General features: G+C 64.6%; 21 protein-coding genes. 1 reads left to right on the forward strand and 20 read right to left on the reverse strand.

The genetic code is table 11. From position 1 onward, the window contains the following. Positions 1-3: 3 nt before the first annotated feature. The 7 genes from DSD28_RS03860 to DSD28_RS03890 form a co-directional block, all read right to left on the reverse strand. Positions 4-927 carry a dihydrodipicolinate synthase family protein gene (locus DSD28_RS03860; protein ID WP_119255046.1) on the reverse strand — a complete coding sequence of 308 codons (924 nt, stop codon included), beginning with the start codon at positions 925-927 and terminating at the stop codon, positions 4-6. A 21-nt stretch (positions 928-948) separates the two neighbouring features. Beyond that, positions 949-2121, reverse strand: a complete 1173-nt coding sequence (locus tag DSD28_RS03865) for a M24 family metallopeptidase (protein ID WP_119255047.1) — start codon at positions 2119-2121, stop codon at positions 949-951. A 1-nt stretch (position 2122) separates the two neighbouring features. Next, the gene (locus DSD28_RS03870) at positions 2123-3214 is read right to left on the reverse strand and encodes a mandelate racemase/muconate lactonizing enzyme family protein (protein ID WP_119255048.1); all 1092 of its coding nucleotides are present in this window, start codon (positions 3212-3214) and stop codon (positions 2123-2125) included. A 2-nt stretch (positions 3215-3216) separates the two neighbouring features. Continuing rightward, positions 3217-4374 (reverse strand): M20 family metallopeptidase, encoded by a 1158-nt coding sequence (locus DSD28_RS03875; RefSeq protein ID WP_119255049.1) that lies wholly within the window; start codon positions 4372-4374, stop codon positions 3217-3219. A gap of 28 nt (positions 4375-4402) precedes the next feature. After that, positions 4403-5143, reverse strand: a complete 741-nt coding sequence (locus DSD28_RS03880) for an amino acid ABC transporter ATP-binding protein (RefSeq protein ID WP_119255050.1) — start codon at positions 5141-5143, stop codon at positions 4403-4405. A 9-nt stretch (positions 5144-5152) separates the two neighbouring features. After that, the gene (locus tag DSD28_RS03885; protein ID WP_119255051.1) at positions 5153-5869 is read right to left on the reverse strand and encodes an amino acid ABC transporter permease; all 717 of its coding nucleotides are present in this window, start codon (positions 5867-5869) and stop codon (positions 5153-5155) included. Positions 5870-5965: 96 nt separating this feature from the next. Next, the gene (locus tag DSD28_RS03890) at positions 5966-6784 is read right to left on the reverse strand and encodes an ABC transporter substrate-binding protein (protein WP_119255052.1); all 819 of its coding nucleotides are present in this window, start codon (positions 6782-6784) and stop codon (positions 5966-5968) included. A 303-nt stretch (positions 6785-7087) separates the two neighbouring features. Between DSD28_RS03890 and DSD28_RS03895 the strand changes: the two genes are divergently transcribed. Then, positions 7088-7987: a GntR family transcriptional regulator gene (locus DSD28_RS03895; RefSeq protein WP_119255053.1), complete on the forward strand. Its 900-nt coding sequence runs from the start codon at positions 7088-7090 to the stop codon at positions 7985-7987. A 544-nt stretch (positions 7988-8531) separates the two neighbouring features. Here DSD28_RS03895 and DSD28_RS03900 read toward each other — a convergent pair. From DSD28_RS03900 to DSD28_RS03960, 13 genes are all read right to left on the reverse strand, one after another. Next, the gene (locus DSD28_RS03900) at positions 8532-8882 is read right to left on the reverse strand and encodes a hypothetical protein (protein WP_119255054.1); all 351 of its coding nucleotides are present in this window, start codon (positions 8880-8882) and stop codon (positions 8532-8534) included. Between the two features lie 199 nt (positions 8883-9081). After that, a complete protein-coding gene (locus DSD28_RS03905) occupies positions 9082-9714 on the reverse strand; it encodes a YfdX family protein (protein WP_162911239.1) in 633 nt (210 codons plus the stop codon). 86 nt (positions 9715-9800) lie between these two features. Further along, complete coding sequence (locus DSD28_RS03910; RefSeq protein WP_119255056.1) at positions 9801-11210, reverse strand: sensor histidine kinase; 1410 nt, start codon at positions 11208-11210, stop codon at positions 9801-9803. Beyond that, a complete protein-coding gene (locus tag DSD28_RS03915; RefSeq protein WP_119255057.1) occupies positions 11179-11859 on the reverse strand; it encodes a response regulator in 681 nt (226 codons plus the stop codon). Before DSD28_RS03915 ends, DSD28_RS03910 begins: the two co-directional genes overlap by 32 nt. A gap of 114 nt (positions 11860-11973) precedes the next feature. Continuing rightward, complete coding sequence (locus tag DSD28_RS03920; protein ID WP_119255058.1) at positions 11974-12294, reverse strand: 2Fe-2S iron-sulfur cluster-binding protein; 321 nt, start codon at positions 12292-12294, stop codon at positions 11974-11976. 57 nt (positions 12295-12351) lie between these two features. Continuing rightward, positions 12352-13587 carry an NAD(P)/FAD-dependent oxidoreductase gene (locus tag DSD28_RS03925; protein WP_119255059.1) on the reverse strand — a complete coding sequence of 412 codons (1236 nt, stop codon included), beginning with the start codon at positions 13585-13587 and terminating at the stop codon, positions 12352-12354. Between the two features lie 18 nt (positions 13588-13605). Next, entirely contained in the window at positions 13606-14541 is a 936-nt protein-coding gene (locus DSD28_RS03930; protein ID WP_119255060.1) for a 3-hydroxyacyl-CoA dehydrogenase NAD-binding domain-containing protein, read from the reverse strand. Then, a complete protein-coding gene (locus DSD28_RS03935) occupies positions 14541-15293 on the reverse strand; it encodes an SDR family NAD(P)-dependent oxidoreductase (protein WP_119255061.1) in 753 nt (250 codons plus the stop codon). Before DSD28_RS03935 ends, DSD28_RS03930 begins: the two co-directional genes overlap by 1 nt. A 12-nt stretch (positions 15294-15305) precedes the next feature. Continuing rightward, on the reverse strand, positions 15306-16727 hold the full coding sequence (locus tag DSD28_RS03940; protein ID WP_119255062.1) for an aminobutyraldehyde dehydrogenase: 1422 nt from the start codon (positions 16725-16727) through the stop codon (positions 15306-15308). Then, entirely contained in the window at positions 16727-17659 is a 933-nt protein-coding gene (locus DSD28_RS03945) for a 3-keto-5-aminohexanoate cleavage protein (protein ID WP_119255063.1), read from the reverse strand. The genes DSD28_RS03940 and DSD28_RS03945 overlap by 1 nt, the downstream gene beginning before the upstream one ends. A 1-nt stretch (position 17660) precedes the next feature. Next, positions 17661-18461: an SDR family NAD(P)-dependent oxidoreductase gene (locus DSD28_RS03950; protein WP_119255442.1), complete on the reverse strand. Its 801-nt coding sequence runs from the start codon at positions 18459-18461 to the stop codon at positions 17661-17663. A 26-nt stretch (positions 18462-18487) separates the two neighbouring features. Next, entirely contained in the window at positions 18488-19627 is a 1140-nt protein-coding gene (locus DSD28_RS03955) for an aromatic ring-hydroxylating oxygenase subunit alpha (RefSeq protein ID WP_119255064.1), read from the reverse strand. 119 nt (positions 19628-19746) lie between these two features. Beyond that, positions 19747-20757, reverse strand: coding sequence for a GlxA family transcriptional regulator (locus DSD28_RS03960; RefSeq protein WP_119255065.1), 1011 nt, complete (start codon positions 20755-20757; stop codon positions 19747-19749). Between the last annotated feature and the right edge of the window lie 101 nt (positions 20758-20858).

Genomic DNA, 20858 nt, shown 5'->3' on the forward strand with positions numbered 1-20858 from the left:
ATCTCAGGCGGCGAGCTTGAGGCCCGTGCGCGAATCCGCGGCGAGCTTTTCCATCACGGCACGCAGCTTCGGCTGGACGGCGGCTGGGATATCGCGCAGCGGCAGGCGGACGGACCCGCCGTCGAAGCCGCGCAGGTTCATCGCCGCCTTCACAAGCTGCGGCTGGCCATGCGCGCGGGCGAGCGCACGATAGTCGTACCAGAGCGCGTGCAGGTCGCGGGCGGTCGATGCGTCGCCGGCTTCCAGCGCGCGGTAGGTCGCCAGGATCAGTTCCGGCAGCGCACCGCTGTTGGTCGTCGAAAAGCCGTCGAAACCGGCCATGACGGGGCCGAGGAAGGCGAGGTCCGAGGCGCAGAAGGTGCGCACACGACCGCGCAGGTCGTTCGCGATGCGGTCGATCGCCGTCGGGTTGAGGTCGCCCTGCTTCAGGCCGACCATGCCGTCGATATCGGCCAGGCGGCCGATCAGGGCCGGCGAAAGCGTGATGCCGATGCCCGGCGCGTTGTAGATGATGATCCCCGTCTTGGAGAGCGGCGCCACGTCGCGGAAGAAGTCGACGATCTGGTCGTCGGTGATCTCCGAAACGTAGGGCGCCGTCACCATCGGCACGCCGCCGAGATCTCCGGCGAGCTTCGTCAACTCATAGACGTCGCGCGGATCGGAGCCGGCCGAGCAGAGCATTGCCGGAATGCGATCGCCGATCACGTCCATGACATGCGTGAAGACGTCGGCGCGCTCCGCCACGGTCATGGTGGGAAATTCGCCATAGGTGCCGCCGATGAGCACGCCGTCATAGCCGAGGGCGATGACGCGCTCGACGTTGCGGGCGAGCCCCGCCTTGTCGAGCGCACCATCCCTTGTGAAGGGCGTCATGGTGATGTTGAAGATGCCTTTCAGGCGCGCCTGCGCCTCCTGACGGTCCTTCATTCGTATTCTCCTTGCAATTGGTTACGCGTCGATGCGGGTGAGAGCGCGCGGCACGGTGCCGAGCTGGCGCCAGCCCGTTTCCGTGACGACGATGGTTTCCGAGACCCCCACGGTGAAACGTCCGTAGATGCGGAGGGCGGGCGGCAGGTGGAATGTCATGCCCGGCTGGAGCGCGGTCTTGACGCCGGCATTCAGCGAAAGGATCGCCCCCTCGCCCCAGTCCGGCGCGAACGAAATGCCGACAGAATAGCCGAGGCGCTTGCGGAAATTGTCCGTATAGCCGGCGGCATCGATGACCTTCTGGCAGGCAATGTGCGGCACCTCGCAGGCAACGCCGGGCCTGATCTCGTCCAGCGCGGCGGCGAGCGCGTCCTGGCAGACCTTCATCATGTCCTCGGCCTCCTGCGGCACCGGGCCGACCCAGGCCGAGCGCATCAGCGCGGCGTGGTAGCGGTCATGCACCGCGGCCATTTCGAGGAAGGCGGGATCGTTCGCCGAAAGGGCCGTTCGCCGCCATGTCCCGTGCGGCACGCCCGTGCGCCGGCCGGTCGAGACGAGCGGTTCCATGCCCATATATTCCGAGCCCGCCCGGATGGCGGCCTCCATCATGGACGCGACAAGGTCGTTGTCGGAGGCGCCCGCCCGGACGGCGGAAAGGCCGGCCCGCATGCCGGCATCCACATAGGACGCCGCCTTTTCCAGCTTCTCCACTTCGAGCGGCGACTTGACGGCGCGCAGCGCCTCGACGATGCCGGCGCCGTTGTGAACCGTGCCGAGGGCCGACTGGAGGGTCTCGTAGACGGCGATCGGCAGGAACCAGCCGCGCTTGTCGATGGCGACGCGCTTGCCGAAAAGGCCCTTGCGCGTGATCACCTTCATCAGGAAGCCGATCGGATCCTCGCTGTCCTGGTAGACCTCGGCGTCGGAGATGAACGTATTGGCGATGAAATTGAAATATTCGAGCTGGCGGATGACGAAGACAGGATCGCCCTCGGCCGGCAGGACCAGCGCCTGGAAGGTGTAATAGCCCGGCGTCTGCTGCCCCGTCAGATAGAAGATGTTCTCCGGTCCCGTGATGACCAGGGCATCGAGCCCGGCCTTGGCAAGGCCGGCCCGCGCACGCGCCTGCCTCTTCTCGTATTCGTCTCTTGGAAAGGCCGACTCCTGGCCCAGCACGACACCTGCGCTATCCATCTCATTCTCCCAGGGATAGGGGCGCGGAAGGCGCCCGGAAATTCAGCCCGAGGCCGGGCTCATGGCGGACGGCGACCTTGCCGTCCGCATAGGTCAGGCCTTCGGCCGGATCGTTGACCAGCCCGTCCGCGCCGTAGAGCTCTGCATGGAGGGGCCGCGTCGCCGCGGCGAGGTGAAGCGCGGCCGCCGTCGCGATCCCGCCCTCGTTCATCTGGCCGATCATGAAGGGAATGCCCGCCGCTGCCAGGGACCGCGCGGCGGCAAGCGCGGGTGTCAGCCCGCCGAGCTTGATCAGCTTGAGGTGCCCCTGAAGCCGGCCCGCCGCCGACGGCGCGCGCGCCACCAGCGTCTCGACATCAGCGCCGGAGGCAAGGCTCTCGTCCAGCATCACCGGCATCGGCGCACCGGCGGCAAGCCGCGTCATCGCATCCCAGTCGCCGGCCGCGATCGGCTGCTCGACATAGGCGAGCCCGAAGCGCGAAAGCGCCGCAAGCCGCTCCGGCGCCTCCGCCGCCGTCCAGGCGCCGTTCGCGTCGGCGGCAAGCTTGACCGTTTCGCCATGGGCGGCGCGGATGCGCGCATGGCGGGCGCAATCGGCCTCGATATCCTGGCCGACCCGCAGCTTCAGGTCGCGAAAACCGCGCGACAGGTAAAGCGCCACCTGCCCATCGAACGCCTCGTCGGTCGACAAAAAGAGCGTCTGGTTCGTGGCATGCGAAAGCGTCCGTGCCTCGCCGGCCAGAAGATGCGCGAGCGGCAGTCCGGCGCGCCGGGCATCGAGGTCCCAGAGCGCGATGTCGAACAGCATGCGCACGGGTGCCGGCAACGGGCTTGCGGCAACGGCGGCACGAACCGCATCCGGCGGTGCCTGCCAATCGAAGCCGGCGATCGCCGCGCGGGTGCGCCGCAGCAGATCCTCCGGCTCATAGCCGTTCAGATAGGTGCAGTTGATGCGCACCTCGCCGATCCCGCGATGCCGCCCGTCATCGAGTTCGAGGTAAAGCGTGTCGAGACCGGGCACGGGGCCGGAACTGGCGGTGTGCACCGTCAGGCCCGCATAGGTCAGCAGCGAACGGTAGAGATGGATCCGCATCGTCACGCCGCCAGGATGCGCCGCGCGATGTCGGCATAGATCGCAGCGCTCATGACGAACTCATCCGCCGGCACGAATTCATCGGGACGATGGGCAACGCGAATGTCGCCGGCGCCGATCACCACGCCCTCCGCGCCCGCCTCGATGAAATGCACGAGGTCGCATGCCCCCTGGAAGCCGAACGGGCCGGCTTCGGCAACGCCCGCCGCCCGGCAGGCGGCGATGGCGGCCTGCACGACGGGCGCCGTTTCCGGCGTGTCTGTCGCCCCGCCCGTGGTCGCGTGATAGCCGACGATCTCGGCATGGATGCCATGCGTCCTTTCCGCATCCGCCAGCAGCGCGCGGATTTCCGCCTCGGCGCTCGCATCCGTCTCGCCGGGGATCAGGCGGCGGTCGAGCAGCAGCTCGCATTCGGCCGGGATGACATTGTCGGCATGCCCGCCCTTGATGCGCGTCACCGTCAGGCTCGGATTGCCGACGAGCGGATGGCTGCGCTGCGCCAGGACATCGTCATGGAACGCGGCCAGCAACGGCATGAGCTGGCCGGCGCGGAAGATGGCGTTGTCGCCGAGATGCGGACTGCCGGAATGCGCCGCCTTGCCCGTTATCCGCACGACGGGCCGGAAGGACCCCTTGTGCGCCGAAAAGCACGCATTGCCGGTCGGTTCCCCGACCACGACGGCATCGATCTCCGGCCGCGACGCCGCATAGTGGCGTGCGCCGGCGCTCGCCACCTCCTCGTCGCCGGTGAAGACCACCATCAGCGTGCCTGACCATGCCTGCCGCTCGGCGACCAGCATGCGCGCCGCCTCGATCATGGCGGCCAGCGGCCCCTTGCAATCGCAGCTTCCCCGGCCGTAGAGCCGGCCGTCGCGCTCGGTGAGGGTGAAGGCATCGGAGGTCCAGCCGTCGCCGGCCGGCACCGTGTCCATATGGGTGTTAAACGCGAAGACGGGGCCGGGCCCGTTGACCAGCCGCGCCTCGACATTGAAGCGCGCGGGGGCATATTCGATCAGCTTCACCTCGAAACCGAGCGATGCGAGCCGTTCGCGCGCCCACTGCGCCACCGCGCCCTCCCCGCCCGGCGGGTTTTCGGAGTTGATGGCGACGAGTTCATCCAGCTCGCGCTTCATGCGAGCGGCATCGGGGCGGATATTCATATCGGACTTCCCTGAAAAGGCACGAAGTTCAGTGCAGGATCTGGTTGAGGAACTGCTTGGCGCGGTCGCTGGCCTCACCGCTGAAGAACACCTCGCTCGTGGCGTTCTCGATGATCGAGCCCCGCTCCATGAAGATGATCCGGTCGGCCGCACGGCGCGCGAAGCCCATTTCGTGCGTGACGCAGACCGAGGTCATCCCATCGGCGGAAAGCTCGGTCATGACGTCGAGCACCTCGCGGATCATTTCCGGATCGAGCGCCGAGGTGGGCTCGTCATAGAGCATCAGCTTGGGTTTCATCGCCAGAGCGCGGGCGATGGCCACGCGCTGCTGCTGGCCGCCCGACAGTTCGTCCGGCAGGTGATCGGCGCGGTCGGGAATGTGGACCTTGTGCAGGAGGTCGACCGCCAGGTCATGAGCGTCGAGACGCGAATAGCCGAGCACCTTCATCGGCGCCAGCATGATGTTCTCGACCGCGTTGAGGTGCTGGAACAGCTCGAAATTCTGGAACACCATGCCGATCTGCGCACGCAGCTTATGGGCGTTGCGCAGATCGCCGGTGATCTCCCGGCCTTCGAAGGAGATCGATCCTGCGCTCGGCGGCTCCAGAAGGTTGAGGCAGCGCAGCAGCGTGGACTTGCCCGAGCCGGAGGGGCCGATCAGGACCACGGTCTGGCCCTTGGTCACGGAAAAGGAGCAGTCCTTCAGGACATGCAGGGAGCCGAAATACTTGTTGACGCCATTGACTTCGAGGAAAGCGGAACCGGTCATCGGATGGCCTCAATTATTCTCGGCAGCAGGCTGCAGCAGGATGGAAAGGACGGAGCGCTTCGGCGCGCGGCTGCGCTTGGGTTCTAGCGAGCGTTCCATCCAGTACTGGCCGGCCATGAAGATGGTCGTCAGCGCGAGATAGTAGATGCCGGCCGCGCTCAGCGCCTCGAAATAGCGGAAGGTCGCCGATGCGGTCTGGTTGGCCACCAGCAGCAGCTCCTCCACGGCGATGACCGAGACGAGGGCCGATGTCTTGAGCATGCCGATGGTCTGGTTGCCGATCGGCGGCAGCATGATGCGCGCGGCCTGGGGCAGGACGACATAGCGCATCACCATCAGCTTGGTCATGCCGAGCGCCATTCCTGCCGTGCGCTGCCCGCTCTTGATCGCCTGAAGGCCCGAACGGATGATCTCGGCCATGTAGGCGCCTTCGTTGAGCGACAGCGCGATGACACCGGAAGCGAACGCGGTCAGGCGGATGCCGAAGGTCGGCAGGACATTGTAGATGAAGATGATCTGGAAGAGGACCGGCGTGCCGCGAAACAGCCAGAGATAGAACACCGCGATCAGCCGGACAGGCAGGAACTTCACCTGATTGACGAGCGCGAGCACAAAGCCGGCCAGCAGGCCGAAGACGAGAGAGCTGACCGTGATCAGCAGGGTCATGGCCGCACCGTGGAAGAAGGTGGGCGAGAGTAGATACTGGAAGACCAGATCAAGTGACATCAGTCAGCTTTCCCTGTTTTTAAAGCGGAGCGGAGACCGCATGGAGTATCGGCGCGAGGGAACCGGAGGCGCCTGGCGCCCCCGGCCCGGCAAAGCTCAGTCGAACAGCGAAACCGACGGCGGCAGCTTCCACTTGGCGATCAGCTTGTCATAGGAGCCGTCCTCGGCCATGGCCTTGATGGCCGCCGCAAGCGCGGCCTGCAGCTCGGTCGCGCCCTTCGGCGTCGCGATGCCGATCTGGGTATCCATCTCGAAGGGCTCGCCGGCGATCTCGAAGACACCCGGCATCTTCTCCAGCGCCATCACCGCGCCCGGCGTGCTCTCGTAGTTCGCGTCGGCCCGGCCCTGGCTCAGGGAAAGCGCACTGTCCTGCGCGGTGGGCAGCGTCAGCACCTTCACCTCGCCGAGGCCCTTGGCCTGGCAGCGCTCGTTGTCGGCACGCGCCTGGCTTTCCGAAATGCCGCCGAGCGTCACGGCGACGGTCTTGCCGCAGATCGTGTCGTCCCGCCCGGTGATCCCCTTGGGATTGCCGGTCTGGACCATGACGTTGTTGCCGATCTCGAGATAGGGCACGAAATCGACCTGCTCGGCGCGGGTCGGATTGATGTACATGGCGGAGTTGATGATATCGATGCGCCCGCCCTGAAGCGCCGGGATAAGGCCCTTGAACTCCATGTTCATCGCCGCCGGCTCGACCTTGAGCTTTTCGGCGAGCGCCTGAAGGAAATCGATATCGAAGCCGGTGAGCTTGCCCTCGCTGACATATTCGAACGGTGCGAAGCTGGCCGCCACGCCATAGGTCAGCTTGCCCGCCTCGACGAGCTTGACGCCGTCGAGGGACTGGGCGGCAGCAGCAGCGCCGCAAACGGCAAGCGGCGCTGCTGCGAGAAGAAGAATGCGAAGAAGACGGTTCATGCGGAGTTCCCCATTCGTGTTTGCAGAATTCGAATTTGCAGACCGTGCCCCTTGATGGAGCCTTATTGTTTTTAATTTATCAACTTGTACAATTTGACCGACACCCCGTCAACCCATATTGCGATGGAGAGCACTCGCGAAATTTGCCGACAAGACGTGTTCGCGGAGCGGAATTTCCTGAGCATCCGCGGTTCCGCACCTATTTTACGGTGCAAAATCATGCAGAAATCGCAACGAGAAGTTTGAAAAACGCACAAGCTGCCTGTATGATAGGCAAATAACAGTACAATTTTCTTTCGGGCTATGGACAAAAATCCCCGTCAAAACCGCTACCTCCTGGCAAATCGCATCGTCGAATTGGCGCGCGCCTCGCGTTTTCAGGTGGATTATCACCTGCGCGAGCAGCAGCTTGCCGACGTGCTGCAAGTCTCCCGCACGCCGATCCGCGCGGCATTGATGCTACTGGCGGAAAGAGGCGTGGTGGAAGCCCGCAAGAACAAGGGCTTCTTCATGAAGATCGGCGCCGAGGCGCTCGGCCGGACGGAGGTGGAGGTCCCCAGTTCGCCGCAACAGGATCTCTATGCCCGCATCGTCGAGGACAGGCTGACGCACCAGCTTGGCGAGACGGTAGGTCAGGCGGAAATCTCCCGCCGCTACGGGGTCGAGCGCAACGTCCTGCAGAAGACGCTCTCGTCCCTGATGGCCGACGGACTGATCACGCGCGGCCCGGGGCGCAACTGGACTTTCCAGCCGACCCTCGACAACAAGTTCGCGCTGGACGCCAGCTATGAATTCCGCTGCGTCATCGAGCCGTCAGGCATATTGATGGAGAGTTTCCGGGCCCATCCGGCCGCGCTCGAACATATCCGGCTGGAACATTTGAACCTTCTCGCCCGACCGGATTTCAACAGCCTGCCGGCGCGCCAGCTCTTCGAGCTCGACGCCAGCTTCCACGAGACCATCGCGGAATGTTCCGGCAACACGTTCCTGCTCCAGTCCATCCAGCACCAGAACCGCCTTCGCCGCCTGCTGGAATTCGCCAGCTACACCAACGGGCGGCGCGTGCGTGAATGGTGCCAGGAGCACCTGCGCATCATCACCGCGCTCCAGGAGGGTGACCGCGCGCGCGCGGCCGATCTGATGAAAGGCCATCTCGAGAGAGCGAAGGCCAGCGCCGAGCGGACGAAGCGCGAAGGCGCCTGACCGGATGCGCGGCATCGCCGCGCAAAGGATGGGGAACGCGCGCCAACACCCTATCCAAGCCGCATCCCGCTCGCATCGAAGACATGCCACGCCGCTTTTCGGAAGGAGACGCGAACTGTCGATCCGATATCGGCATTCGTTCGCTCGCGCATGCTGGCGAGGATACGCTCCCCGGCAATCTCCGGCGACGAACCGAGACCGGCGCGACCTGTTTCACCCGGCCTGTGAAAGGATACGAGCCCGCGCTTCATGAATAAGGCCAAAGGCAGAGACGAGAGGGCTCACTAATTTGTAAAAGACATGTCAGGTAATGACACCGGCAACTCAGCCGCAGGCGCGCCGCGCCGGATCATGTTCAACGCGCTTGCCTGCCGGGAGAGCTGATTGAAGGTGACAATGCTCCATGATGACATCTGCCTGCTCGGAGATGGACAACTGAGCGGTCGATGTATCGGCGCTGATCGCAGGCCGCCGCAGAAGCGGATGGGGAGCCGGCCGGGCCGCCTCCCCTTCGATGCCCGCACGGGCAGGGTTCGTCGCCCGTCTAACGGACGTAGAACGTAAAGCCGCCATCGGCCGCTTCATCGACGGCAACCACGTTGCGCAACTCGACATCCTGCGCCTTCAGCGCTTCCGTGAGCGCCTTGTTGCCGGCGATAGCCTTCTGCAGCGACTTGGTATTGGCTGCATAGCTGTCCGGATTGGCCATCGGGTCGCCGTTGTCGAGGGTGCTGATGTCAACGACGGTGAAGTTCTTTCCCTTCAGCGCCTTGACGGCACTGTCGAGATGCGACTGCTGGATATCCGCGCCGGGCCACATTTCAGCACGAGCGACGCCGGCCAGGGATGAGAGAGCGATGAGCGAAATGCCAACTGCGGATGCAAAGCGGTTCATAGTGATCTCCATGCGGTCTCCAGATCCGGTATGAATCTTCATCGTGACCGTGAGGAGATCATGCGGCGCCGAATTTGCATGAGCTCTGCGCGAACTTTACATCCGTGTAAGTTTCTGCCGCCCCAAGTCCCGCCCGCGAACGCCAACGGCCGGGAATTCCGTTCCCGGCCGTCGCCATGCGATCTTGATTGTGTCCGGCCTATTGTTGGCGGACCGGAATCCCGTTGGTGTCGTAGGCCTCGACGACGACGGAATCTTCCACGGTTTTCAGCGCCTGGCTAGCCTCGTAATATTTCCGCACATTGAGCAACCGCGCAGCGGCCTCGACAGACCGCAGGCTGGCATTTGCCGGGACAAGCGTCGCCGAGACCGTAACGCCGATATCCGCAGCTTTCAGAACCGTGATCGCCAGTCTGTATTCACCTTTTGCAATATACGCATTGGCCTTATCGACCGATGCCCGCGTCTCGTCCGTCGGCTTGAAGCCTTTCGACAATACGAGCAGAACATCGAGGGGGATGTAGGCGTCTCCTTCTTTCGCCCGCTTTCCGACCGGCACGGCGAGATCCGTCGCGTGGCGCTGCACGACCTGCATGTCGGTCTTTGCTTCGCTGACGAGGGCTATCGCCTTGTCGGGCGCGCCGTCGAAGATTGCCTGACGCGCTTCGCGGATTTCCCGCACGGCCCGGTAGGCTTCATCGATGGGCCGGATCAGGCCGGCACTGTCCCTGGCAGAGGCTCGAACCGGAGCGGCATGGGCAGGCGCGAGCGCATCCACGCTGAGAAGGACGATCGAAAGCGCGGTGATTGCGGTATGGAGATGAAGGGGCATGGTGCACTCTTTCTCCGGCCGCTTTCCGGGCGGCGCCGGCATGAGGCAGAATAGACCCGCATGTTCGCGCGGGGCTGGCGCGAAGCTTACAGAATATTGATTTTCGCCCGGGGCGGAAACCGGATCGAAACCGCAAGGCCGGGGCCATTGTCCGAAAGGACGAGTGACGCGTCATGCCGGACGGCGACAGCGCTGACGAGTGCAAGGCCGAGCCCGGATCCCGGCGCCGGCTGGCCGCCTTCGACCCGGTGGAAGGGCAGGAGCACGTCGCTGCGCCGGTCGGCGGGAATGCCCGGCCCGTCGTCGCAGACCCGCAGCACCACCGCCCCCTCCCCGTCCTCCGCCGCATCCAGGGTGACGGTGGTGCCCGGCGGGCAATGCCGGCCGGCATTCTGGACGAGATTGGCGAGAGCCTGCCGCAGCATGGGGGCATCGCCGAAAACGGCAAGCCCCCGGAAAACGTCGGGATCGCAAATCAGCTTCTGCCCCATGTCCTCCAGCAGCGGCGTGAAGGTCTCCTGCATCTCGGCCAGCAGCTCCGCGACGAACACCACCGAAAAGTCCGCCTCACCCGCCGAAGCCCGAATGCGGGAAATGCGCATGATCGCATCGAACGCGCCCGTGACGCCCTCCAGTTCCGCAAGGACGTTCTCCATTCTCTCCTGCAGCCGGGCATCGCCGGTCGTCTCGGCCAAGGCCTGCTGCACCTCCAGGGAGATCCGGCCGAGCGGCGAGCGCAGGTCGTGGGCGATCGTGTTGACCGTGTTCCTGGTAATGTCGGACAACACCGCAAGCCGATCGATATGCGCGTTGATGCGCTGCGCGATCCTGTCGATCTGGTCATTCAAGGACGACACGGGGATACGTACCGCCATATCCCCGCGCGACACGGCTTCAAGCGTCTCCGACATCGCCTCCAGCTTGCCGAACATCCGTCGGCTTACCGCATAGCCCGCCGCTATCGATGCAATCGTCACTGCGGCGCCGGCGAGCAGCAGCGAATAGAGCAGTTGCCATTCCGTCCGTTGCAGTACCCGGATATTGTACCCGACGACGAGTGTCGCCGCCCCGTCAAGCGGAGTGGTACTGCTGGCATGAAGACGATAGAGCCCGTTCGGGCGCGGCAGGAGCTGGTTGAATTCGAGCGTCATCCAGCCTTCGGAAAGGGGCAGGGTATCGAGATTGCCGGCGAGCCGCCGCCCGTCTGCATCGAACAGCCCAGCCACCCGGCGACCGGCCACCGCGGGCGTCTCCATCTGGCCAATGGCGTCGACAAGCGCCTGCTGGCCGTATCGGTCATATATCTGCAGGAAGAGCTGCTCCTCCTCCAAGAGCTGGTTGTCCACATCGCGCTCCATGGCGCCGCTGAGCACGATATAGAGGATAGCACCGAGCGCCAGTAGCACAGCCATGAAGGCGCCGAGCGAGAGCAAGGCGGCCGTGAAGGCGCCGCCCGAGAGGATGTTACCGCGGCGCATGGATGCAATAGCCGACATTGCGCATCGTGTGGATCAGGGCGACCGCGAAGGGCTTGTCGATCTTGGCGCGCAACCTGCTCATATGCGTCTCCACCACGGAGGTCTGCGGGTCGAAGCTGAAATCCCAGACCTTCTCGAGCAGCATGGTCTTGGTGATCATGCGGCCGGCATTGCGCATGAGCGCCTCCAGAAGAGCAAACTCCTTCGGCTGCAGGTCAATGCTCGTATCGCCGCGCCGGGCCGTGCGCGAGAGAAGGTCGAGCTCGAGATCATGAACCGTCAGCACAAGCGCCGCCCCCGTCGCCGCCGTCGGACGGCGGGCAAGGACAACGATGCGCGCGAGAAGCTCCGAAAAGTGGAACGGCTTGGTGAGATAGTCATCCGCGCCGGACATCAGGCCCTCCACCTTGTCGCCGACATCGGACATGGAGGTCAGGAACAGGACCGGCATCGTCTTGCCGGCCGCACGCAGCGCCTTCAGCACCGCCATGCCGTCCATGCCGGGCATCATGCGGTCCATGACGACGAGATCGACCTCGTTATAGAGACAATGACTCAGGGCGTCGCGACCGTCCGCGTAGCACTCAACGGAATATCCTGCCTGTGACAGCCCCTTGCGCAGGAAATCGGAGGTCTTGCTGTCGTCTTCTGCGAGAATGATCTTCATGGGCGGCTACCGGCAATCCCTAGTCGTCCTTTTTGCCATAGGACCGGCGGCGGCACAGCTTAAATCTTTGTCATCTTGGGTCTCGCGCGGCAGGCTGTTCCGGCGGCGCCATCGTCAGGACTGGCGCTCCGGCACGTGGACGACCAAACCGTCGAGCGCGTCGGCGATCCTGATCTGGCAGGAAAGCCGCGAGTTCGGGCGGACGTCATAGGCGAAGTCGAGCATGTCCGCCTCCATAGGGCCGGGCGGGCCGACCTTTTCCTGCCACGCGTCATCGACATAGACGTGACAGGTCGCGCAGGCGCATGCCCCACCGCATTCGGCCTCGATGCCCGGCACGGAGTTGCGCACGGCGTTCTCCATGACACTCGTTCGGGACTCGGCCTGGATTTCGAATACGGTGCCATCCTTTGCGACGATCGATATTCTGGGCATGGAAACACTCGAAGTTTGGTTGCCGACTACTGACGCGAGTGGCCGCAGGCCACGGGACTATTGAAGCAAAGCCTTGAGGTCGGTCGCGGGGTCGCCGACGATAACGGCGGAAGGCGACCTGCCGGCTTCGATCAACCTCTTGGCGACCATGTAGACCCGCGGGTCGTTCATCGCATCGACCGCAAGCAGCTCCTCGCCGCGATAATACCAATAGGACACGCCGCCTGCCGCGCCGGGGCGCGTCGTCACGGTATCGTAGCCGGCCGAAAGCCCCGCGATCTGCAGCTTCACCTCATACTGGTCGGACCAGAACCACGGTTTTGCGTCATACCGGCTGGGCGTTCCCGTCAGGGACCGCGCAACGGCCTCCGCCTGCTCGATGGCGTTGCCGACACTTTCCAGACGAATCCGGCCGGACCGCCAGGGGAATGAAGCGCAATCGCCGGCCGCGTAGATCTGCGGGTCGGAGGTCCGGCAATTCTCGTCCACGGCAATGCCGTTGTCGATGGAAAGGCCGGCGGCGGCGGCCAGTTCGACATTCGGGACGACGCCAACGCCGGCAATGACGAAATCGACCGGGATGACCGAGCCGTCGGCAAGCCGTGCGGAGCGGACATGCCCTTCCTCGCCCTGCAGCGCCTCGAGCGCCGCGCCCTCCAGCAGCGTGACGCCTTTCCGGTCGTGCAGGTCTCGAAAATAGGCTGCGGTTTCCGGACACGCGACGCGCTGGAGGATGCGCGGTGCAGCTTCGATCACCGTCACCTTCAAGCCCAGCTTGGCGGAGACGGCCGCCGCTTCGAGACCGATATAACCGCCCCCGACGATAAGCACACGCTGGTCCTGACGGAAATGCTCCGCCATGGCGTTGATGTCGGCGAGATTGCGGACGCAGAAGACGCCATCGAGATCGCCCCCGATCTGCGCCGGCAAGGTCCTCGGGCGCGCACCGGTGGTCAGGATGAGGCGGTCGTAAGGGACGGTGGCGCTATCGGCGAGCGCAACGACTTTCCGGTCGCGGTCGATGGCCGAGGCCATTGACGAGAGCCGGAGGTCGATGGACCGTTCCTCATAGAAGCTCGGCGGGCGGAAATAGAGGCGGTCCTCGGTGATTTCGCCAAGGAGGTAGCCCTTCGACAAGGGCGGCCGCTGGTAAGGCGGATGCGCTTCTTCGCCGATCAGGGTGATCGGCCCCTGATGCCCCAGGTCGCGCAGCTTGGCGCAGGCGGTAAAGCCCGCCTGCCCCGCCCCGATCACCACGATGCGGGCGCAAGGATCGATCGGCTCGTCACGCATGGGGCACCTCTTTCCGTTTCAATTCGCGCGAAGCGGCGCCATCGCCTTCTGGATGCTGGCGATCAAGGCGTCGCGGCGGGCGGAGAGATCCGCCGGCGTCTGGCCATTGGCCTCCTCGGTGACGCCGGCGACCAACGTCTCGGCGATCGCGGGATCGAGATGAAGGACGCCGAGATCGTCCCACCAGCGATTGAAGCTGTCGGTGTAGCGTTCGCAGAAGGCGGCAAGGCCGCCCTCCCCGGCGCCGAGATGGAAGAGCATGGTCGGCCCCATGGCCGCCCAGCGCAGGCCCGGCCCTGCCCACATCGCCTTGTCGACATCCTCGACGCTGGCGACGCCGGATTTGACGAGATGGATGGCCTCGCGCCAGACAGCCGCCTGAAGGCGGTTCGCCACATGGCCGGGCACCTCGCGGTTGACGCGGATGGTGACCTTGCCCACCGCCCCGTAGAAGCGCTCCGCCGCCTCGACGACACCCTCCGCCGTCCGCTCGTTACCCATGATCTCGACCAGCGGGATGAGGTGCGGCGGATTGAAGGGATGGCCGAGGATGAAGCGGCCGGGCTCCTTCCAGCCCTCCTGCATCTCGCTGAGCGTGAGGCCGGAGGCGGAGGTCGCGACCACGGCATCGGCACCGAGCGAAGCTTCGATTTCCCGGTAGAGAGCGTGCTTGATCTCGATGCGCTCGGGCACGTTCTCCTGGACGAAGGAAGCGCCCTCGACGGCCTCGGCGGCCGACTTGCAGAAGCGGACACGATCCTGGCTGCCGCCCTTGACGAGGCCGAGGCCTTCAAGGGTCGGCCAGGCGCGGGCGACATAGTCCCGGACGGTCTTCTCGACGGTCGGCGAATTATCGTAGACCGCGACATCGCGGCCGGAGGCGAGGAAAAGCGCCGTCCAGCTCGCACCGATCACACCGGCGCCCAGTACTGCGGTTTGCTTGAATTCGGTCATCAGAATAATCCTGGTTGAAGGGGTGATGCGGCGGTCAGCCCGCCGTCGATGGTGATGCAGTGGCCGGTGACGAAGGCGCTTTCGGTGGAAACCAGCCAGGCGACGACATTGGCGACATCCTCCGGCTTGCCGAAGCGGCGGGCCGGATGGCGGGCGATGGAATCGGCCCGCGCCTTTTCCGGGTCGCTTGCCAAGGCGAAGCCGCTTTCCGCCATTTCTGTCATGATCCAGCCGGGGCTGACGGCATTGCACCGCACCTTGGGGCCATGGTCGACGGCAATGGACCGCGTGAGGCTGTGAACGAAGCCCTTCGAGGCATTGTAGATCGCCATGGACGGATCGGCGACCATGCCGGAGATCGAGCCGAGATTGACGATATCCCCGCCGCCTTCCGCCATCAGCGGGATGACCGCGCGGCACATGTTGAAGACGCCCCGGCAATTGACGCCGACGAGCTGATCCCACTCGGCATCGGTCGTCTCGGGCACCGTCTTTTCGATCTGGATGCCGGCATTGTTCACGAGCACGGTAATATCGCCGTGCTGCGCGGCCGTGGCAGCGATGCGACTTGCATCTTCCGGGCGGGAGACATCGCCCGTCACCCAGATGATATCCGCCGGAAGATCCGCCGGGCGCTCGCCGCGCCCGCAGGTGACGACGGTCGCCCCGTCCCGCCGCAGACGCTCGACGATGGCGCGGCCGATGCCCCGGCCTCCGCCCGTGACGATCGCGATCTTGTTTGCTTCTGCCATCGTCCCGCCCCGCTACCCGTGAGAGACCATGACGTGGCGGACGGACGTATAGGCATCCAGCGCATGAATGGACATGTCGCAGCCCGTGCCCGAACCTTTCATCGCGGACCAAGGCATTTCCGGCGTGGCGACGCCATGGGTGTTCACCCAGGTGAAGCCGTAGCGAAGGCGGCTCGTCATATCCATCGCCCGGCCGACATCGCGGGTCCAGACGGACGAGGCAAGGCCGTAGCGGCCGGCATTGGCGATGGAGAGCGCCTCGTCGGCATCCGAGAAACGCGAGATCGTGACGACCGGACCGAAGACCTCGTTCGTGGCGATCTCCGCATCGTTGTCGACATTGGCGATCACGGTCGGCTTGTAGAAGAAGCCCTGACCCTCGCCGCGCTCGCCGCCGACGACGACCTCGCAGCTCCGGCGGGCGCGCTCGACGAAGCCGGCGACGCGATCCACCTGGACCGCCGAGACCACCGGCCCCATCTGGGTGCCCTCGGCCTTCTGCGCGCCGATGCGGATCTCCCCGACCTCGCGCGCGGTCGCGGCCACGAGCGCGTCGTAGACGCCGTCCTGCACCATGATCCGGCACGGCTGGGCGCAATCCTGGCCGGCGTTGAAGAAGCTGCCATAGCGGATCGTCTGGGCGACCGCATCCACATCCGCGTCGTCGAACACGATGACCGGCGCCTTACCGCCGAGTTCCAGATGGACGTGGCGGATCTGCTGCGAGGCCGCCCGCATTGCCGCCATGCCGGTCGCGGGCGAGCCGGTCACGGCGATCGCCTCGATCTGCGGCGCATTCATCAGCCTGTCGCCGATGGTCGCACCGCGGCCATGCACGACGTTGAAGACCCCCTTTGGAAGAATGTCGGCAAAGAGTTCCGCCACCTTCAGCGTGGAGAGCGGGGTGATTTCCGAAGGCTTGAGGACGATGGTGCAGCCGGCGGCGATGGCCGCGGCGATCTTCCAGGCCGCCATCATCAGCGGGTAGTTCCAGGGGGTGATGGCGGCCACGGGACCAACGGCCTCGCGGCGGATCATGCTGGTATGGCCGGAGACATATTCTCCTGCAACCGGACCCGTCATCGTCCGGGCGGCGCCGGCGAAGAAGCGGAACGTGTCGATGGTCAGCGGCATCTCGTCATCATGGGCTGACGGCCACGGCTTGCCGACATCGAGGCTTTCGATTTCGGCCAGTTCAAGGCTGTTCCGTTCGAGAGTGTCGGCCATCTTCAGAAGAAGGCTGGCGCGCTCGGAAGGCGCCGTGCGGGAGAACCTGTCGAAGGCGGCGGATGCGGCAGCTACCGCGGCATCCACCTGCCCGGGCGTCGCCTCGTTGACGGCGACAATCTCGCTGCCCGTCGCGGGATCGAGAACGGGAAGCGCCTCGCCGCCGCCGGGGACAAGGGCGCCGTCGATGAAGAGGTTCGTCTGCATCAGAACCCCACCTTGTCGCCGCCCTTGAGGCCGAGCCGCTCGCGCGCTTCGGCGGGCGTGGCAACGGTCAGGCCGAGCCTTTCGACGATCTCACGGATACGGCGGACCTGCTGGGCATTCGAGGTCGCAAGCTCGCCCTTGCCGATGAACAGGCTGTCTTCGAGACCGACACGCAGGTTGCCGCCGAGCAATGCGCTCTGCGTGGCGAACGGCATCTGGTGGCGTCCAGCCGCCAGCACGGACCATTCGTAGTTTTCCGGGCCGAAGAGCCGGTCGGCGATCTTGTGCATGTGGACGAGGTTTTCGAGGTCTGCCCCGACACCGCCGAGGATACCGAACACCATCTGCACGAAGAAAGGCGGCTTGATCAGGCCCTGATCGATGAACCACTTGATGTTGTAGAGATGGCTCAGGTCGTAGCATTCGAACTCGAACTTCGTGCCATGCGCTTCGCCGAGATTCTTCAGCGCATATTCGATGGTCGCGAAGGTGTTCGGGAAGATGAAGTCCCGCGTCATCTCCAGGAATTTCGGCTCCCAGTCGTGCTTCCATTCCTTGTACTTGCCGAGCAGCGGGAAGATGCCGAAATTCATCGACCCCATGTTGAGGCTCGCCATTTCCGGGCTGGCCGAGGTGGCGGCGAGAAGGCGCTGGTCCATCGTCATGCCGAGGCCGCCGCCGGTGGAGATGTTGATCACCGCATCCGTGGACTGCTTGATGACGGGCAGGAACTTCTGGAAGGTTTCCGGGCGCGGATCGGGCTTGCCGGTCTCGGGATCGCGGGCATGGAGATGGATGATCGATGCCCCGGCTTCCGCCGCCTCGATGCTGGCCGTCGCGATCTCAGCCGGCGTGATCGGCAGATATTCGGACATGGTGGGCGTGTGGATGCCGCCGGTCGGCGCGCAGGTGATGATGACGGATTTCGACATGTCAGAGCCTCATTTGCTGGACCTGAGCGGAAAGACCGCCGTCCAGCACCCATAGTTGTCCGGTCGCGTAGCGGGCCTCGTCGCTCGCCAGCCAGTTCACGAGATTGGCGATATCGTCGGGCGTGCCGTAGTTGCGGATCGGGTGGACGTTGCGGACCGCCTCCTTGAGGCTGTCGATCGTCCCTCCCCCGCCGCCCGAGCCGGCGCCGGAGAAGAAGCCTTGCAGCATGGGCGTGTCGACATAGCCGGGGCAGATCGCGTTGACGCGGATGCCCTCCGGCCCGTGGTCGACGGCCATGGCGCGGGTCAGCGCATGCACGGCGCCCTTGGTGGCGCAGTAGGCCGCAAGGCCCGGATCGGCGATGAAACCGTCATAGCTGCCGAAATTGATGATCGACGCGGTGGTTCCGCCGGCCGCGGCCTTGCGCAGCAGGCGAAGGGCATGCTTGGAGGCGAGGAAGGTGCCCGTCACATTGACGGCGAAGCTGCGGTTCCACTCTTCGAGGGTCGTGTGCTCGATCGTCTTCTCAAGCTCGATCCCGGCCGCGTTGACGAGGATATCGAGCTTGCCGGACGTTCGCTCCACTTCCGCCATCGCGGCGATGGCCTCCTCCTCGGACGTCACGTCGAGCCGGACGAAACGGCCGTTATTGGCGAGCGCCGCGCCCATGCTGCCGGCATCGGAAAGGTCCGCGGCGTAGACCGTCGCACCCTCCCGGACGAACCGGGCGCATATCGCCCGGCCTATGCCGCCGCGCCCGCCCGTCACGAACGCGACCTTTCCTTCAAGACGTCCACCCATCGTCATGTCCTCCATCGTCGTCCGGCTTACGCCGCGGTTTTCGCATAGGCGTCGAGGACGAGGCCGTGGAAGTGATGCACGGCATGTTCGGACTGGCCCGATCCGTCGGGATCGTTGACGATACGACCCTGCGTGAAGGCGGGCGTGCTCATACCCTTCTGGACGCTCTCGACGATCTTGATGTCCTCGACCTGCAGCACCTCGTCGAGATACTTGATGGTCTGGAGTTCCATCTCGTTCGGCTCGGTGTCCTCGAGGAAGAAGTCGTAGGTCTCGAGCGTGCGGTTGGGGCCGGCCGGGATGATGTTGAGGATGATCATCGAGGAACGGCCGGGGTAGCGCATGATGCAGGTATTCGGCCACAGCCACCAGACGGCATGGGTGGTGACGGTGGCGTTCGAGACGTCATAGGCGCTGTTGGCATTCTTGCCGGCATCCGCCATATGGCTGGAATAGATGCCGTGCGTCGTCACCTTGTAGGTGTCCATGTCGACGAGCGTGCAGAAATCCTTGTGCGCCGTCGGGCAGTGATAGCATTCGAGGAAGTTGTCGACGACGTTCTTCCAGTTCGACTTGATGTCGTAGGTCAGGCGCCGCGCGAAGGTGAGCTTGTCGATATCGGGCGCCCAGTGACGGATCTCGGTTTCGAGATCGCCGGTCTGCGACTTCAGCGACGATGCATTCGGATCGAGATTGACATAGATGAAGCCGCAGAACTCCTCGACCTGCACCTGATCGAGACAGATGTCCTTGGTGTCGAACTCCTCCAGCGTCTCCGTATGCGGGGCGCGCACGAGCTGGCCGTCCAGGCGATAGACCCAGGCATGATACGGACACATGATGCGGGTGGACTGGCCTTCGCCCTCGAGAAGCGCATGGGCGCGGTGCTTGCACACATTGTAGAAGGCCCGCAGCACGCCTTCACGGTCGCGAACCACGGCGATCGGCTGGCCGGCGATCTCCACGGTCACGTAGGAGCCGGGCTCACGAACCTTCTCGACATGACAGACCCACTGCCACGTCCTGGCGATGATCTCCTGCAGATCGACCGAGTACCAGCGCGGATCGGTATAGGCGGCGGCGTTCAACGACAGCGAACGCGAGGCATTCGGCGAATAGCCCTTCTGGATGGCGGCGAACTCGTCCTTCGACGGAAGCAATGTCATGGCGGCGTCTCCCAGGTCCGGGGCAACGTGCTGTTGCCCTTCACGATGACCTAGCTTCCCGCCAACCCGAGCCCCTTTCTATGCGCGGTACGCCATCGATTTAGCTTTTTTCGCCGCCATCAATTGCTGCCGGATTTGCGGTGCATGGGCCACGCGCGGAACTCGAAGGGAATGCGGCCGTCGACCCGGTCGGTACGCGGCGACAGGCCGAAACGCTCGCGGTAGGCGCGGCTGAAATGCACCTGGCTCGCAAATCCCGACGCGATCGCGATCTCCGACATGGGCATGTCCGTCTGGGTGACAAGGCCGCGGGCGCGATCCAGCCGGATATCGCGATAGTAGATGGCCGGCGATTTTCCGACATAGCGCATGAACAAGCGGTTGAGCTGGCGATGGGATATTTCCACCTCGTCCGCGATCTCCGGGATCGAGAGCGCATTTTCGAGATGCTGCTCCATGACGATAATCGCCTGCCGGATCGTGTTGGGCACATGCGTGCCGAGCGGCTCCGAGCTCGCCGGGTTCTGCGACGTTCCCGCCGGGCGCAGGGACGGATGGAAGATATAGCGAGCCGAGGCATTGGCGAGCGCATCGCCGGAAATCGCCCGGATGATGTGCAGCGCGATATCCGAAGAGGCTATGCCGCCCGAACAGGTGAAACGCTTCTCGTCGCGGACGAAGATATCCTCGGAGACATCGACATCGCCGTGCAGTTCCTTGAACGCGTCGATATGCTCGTAATGCACGGTCGCCCGATGGCCGCGCAGCAGCCCGGCATCGGCCACGATGAAAGCGCCGGTATCGAGCGCGCCGACGATGCTGCCCGCGCGGGCCCATTTGCGGAGCGCCGCGAGAAGCTGAGGCGTCTTGCCGGTCTCCGGCGTCCAGCTTGCCGACATCACGACGATGTCGGACGGGTCGTTCTGGATATTGGCGAGCTTGTGCGTTTCCACCACGAGGCCATTGCTCGCCTGGCAGGGACCGCCCGGCGCGGACGCCAGCATCCAGCGGAAGCGGGTGACGCCTTCGAGATAGTTCGCGGCGCGGAACGGATCGATGAAAGCCGTCGTCGCTGCCAGATTGAAATTCGGCGTGACGAGGATGTGGATCTGGATCGCAGGTTGGTCCATCGGCAGGCCGTCCAAATATGTAAAATCGATGGCGTAATTAGTTAAAACACGCCTTCGCTTTGTGCAACACTTTCATCGGGAACTAAAAAACCGGGAGAGTG

It is taken from the genome of Shinella zoogloeoides, assembly GCF_003574625.1.
Classification (GTDB): domain Bacteria; phylum Pseudomonadota; class Alphaproteobacteria; order Rhizobiales; family Rhizobiaceae; genus Shinella; species Shinella zoogloeoides_A.

What these genes read in the sequence shown, in the direction of transcription:
- DSD28_RS03860 (WP_119255046.1), bottom strand. Translation starts at nt 927, where the DNA reads ATGAAGGACCGTCAGGAGGCGCAGGCGCGCCTGAAAGGCATCTTCAAC.
- DSD28_RS03865 (WP_119255047.1), bottom strand. Translation starts at nt 2,121, where the DNA reads ATGGATAGCGCAGGTGTCGTGCTGGGCCAGGAGTCGGCCTTTCCAAGA.
- DSD28_RS03870 (WP_119255048.1), bottom strand. Translation starts at nt 3,214, where the DNA reads ATGCGGATCCATCTCTACCGTTCGCTGCTGACCTATGCGGGCCTGACG.
- DSD28_RS03875 (WP_119255049.1), bottom strand. Translation starts at nt 4,374, where the DNA reads ATGAATATCCGCCCCGATGCCGCTCGCATGAAGCGCGAGCTGGATGAA.
- DSD28_RS03880 (WP_119255050.1), bottom strand. Translation starts at nt 5,143, where the DNA reads ATGACCGGTTCCGCTTTCCTCGAAGTCAATGGCGTCAACAAGTATTTC.
- DSD28_RS03885 (WP_119255051.1), bottom strand. Translation starts at nt 5,869, where the DNA reads ATGTCACTTGATCTGGTCTTCCAGTATCTACTCTCGCCCACCTTCTTC.
- DSD28_RS03890 (WP_119255052.1), bottom strand. Translation starts at nt 6,784, where the DNA reads ATGAACCGTCTTCTTCGCATTCTTCTTCTCGCAGCAGCGCCGCTTGCC.
- DSD28_RS03895 (WP_119255053.1), top strand. Translation starts at nt 7,088, where the DNA reads ATGGACAAAAATCCCCGTCAAAACCGCTACCTCCTGGCAAATCGCATC.
- DSD28_RS03900 (WP_119255054.1), bottom strand. Translation starts at nt 8,882, where the DNA reads ATGAACCGCTTTGCATCCGCAGTTGGCATTTCGCTCATCGCTCTCTCA.
- DSD28_RS03905 (WP_162911239.1), bottom strand. Translation starts at nt 9,714, where the DNA reads ATGCCCCTTCATCTCCATACCGCAATCACCGCGCTTTCGATCGTCCTT.
- DSD28_RS03910 (WP_119255056.1), bottom strand. Translation starts at nt 11,210, where the DNA reads ATGTCGGCTATTGCATCCATGCGCCGCGGTAACATCCTCTCGGGCGGC.
- DSD28_RS03915 (WP_119255057.1), bottom strand. Translation starts at nt 11,859, where the DNA reads ATGAAGATCATTCTCGCAGAAGACGACAGCAAGACCTCCGATTTCCTG.
- DSD28_RS03920 (WP_119255058.1), bottom strand. Translation starts at nt 12,294, where the DNA reads ATGCCCAGAATATCGATCGTCGCAAAGGATGGCACCGTATTCGAAATC.
- DSD28_RS03925 (WP_119255059.1), bottom strand. Translation starts at nt 13,587, where the DNA reads ATGCGTGACGAGCCGATCGATCCTTGCGCCCGCATCGTGGTGATCGGG.
- DSD28_RS03930 (WP_119255060.1), bottom strand. Translation starts at nt 14,541, where the DNA reads ATGACCGAATTCAAGCAAACCGCAGTACTGGGCGCCGGTGTGATCGGT.
- DSD28_RS03935 (WP_119255061.1), bottom strand. Translation starts at nt 15,293, where the DNA reads ATGGCAGAAGCAAACAAGATCGCGATCGTCACGGGCGGAGGCCGGGGC.
- DSD28_RS03940 (WP_119255062.1), bottom strand. Translation starts at nt 16,727, where the DNA reads ATGCAGACGAACCTCTTCATCGACGGCGCCCTTGTCCCCGGCGGCGGC.
- DSD28_RS03945 (WP_119255063.1), bottom strand. Translation starts at nt 17,659, where the DNA reads ATGTCGAAATCCGTCATCATCACCTGCGCGCCGACCGGCGGCATCCAC.
- DSD28_RS03950 (WP_119255442.1), bottom strand. Translation starts at nt 18,461, where the DNA reads ATGGGTGGACGTCTTGAAGGAAAGGTCGCGTTCGTGACGGGCGGGCGC.
- DSD28_RS03955 (WP_119255064.1), bottom strand. Translation starts at nt 19,627, where the DNA reads ATGACATTGCTTCCGTCGAAGGACGAGTTCGCCGCCATCCAGAAGGGC.
- DSD28_RS03960 (WP_119255065.1), bottom strand. Translation starts at nt 20,757, where the DNA reads ATGGACCAACCTGCGATCCAGATCCACATCCTCGTCACGCCGAATTTC.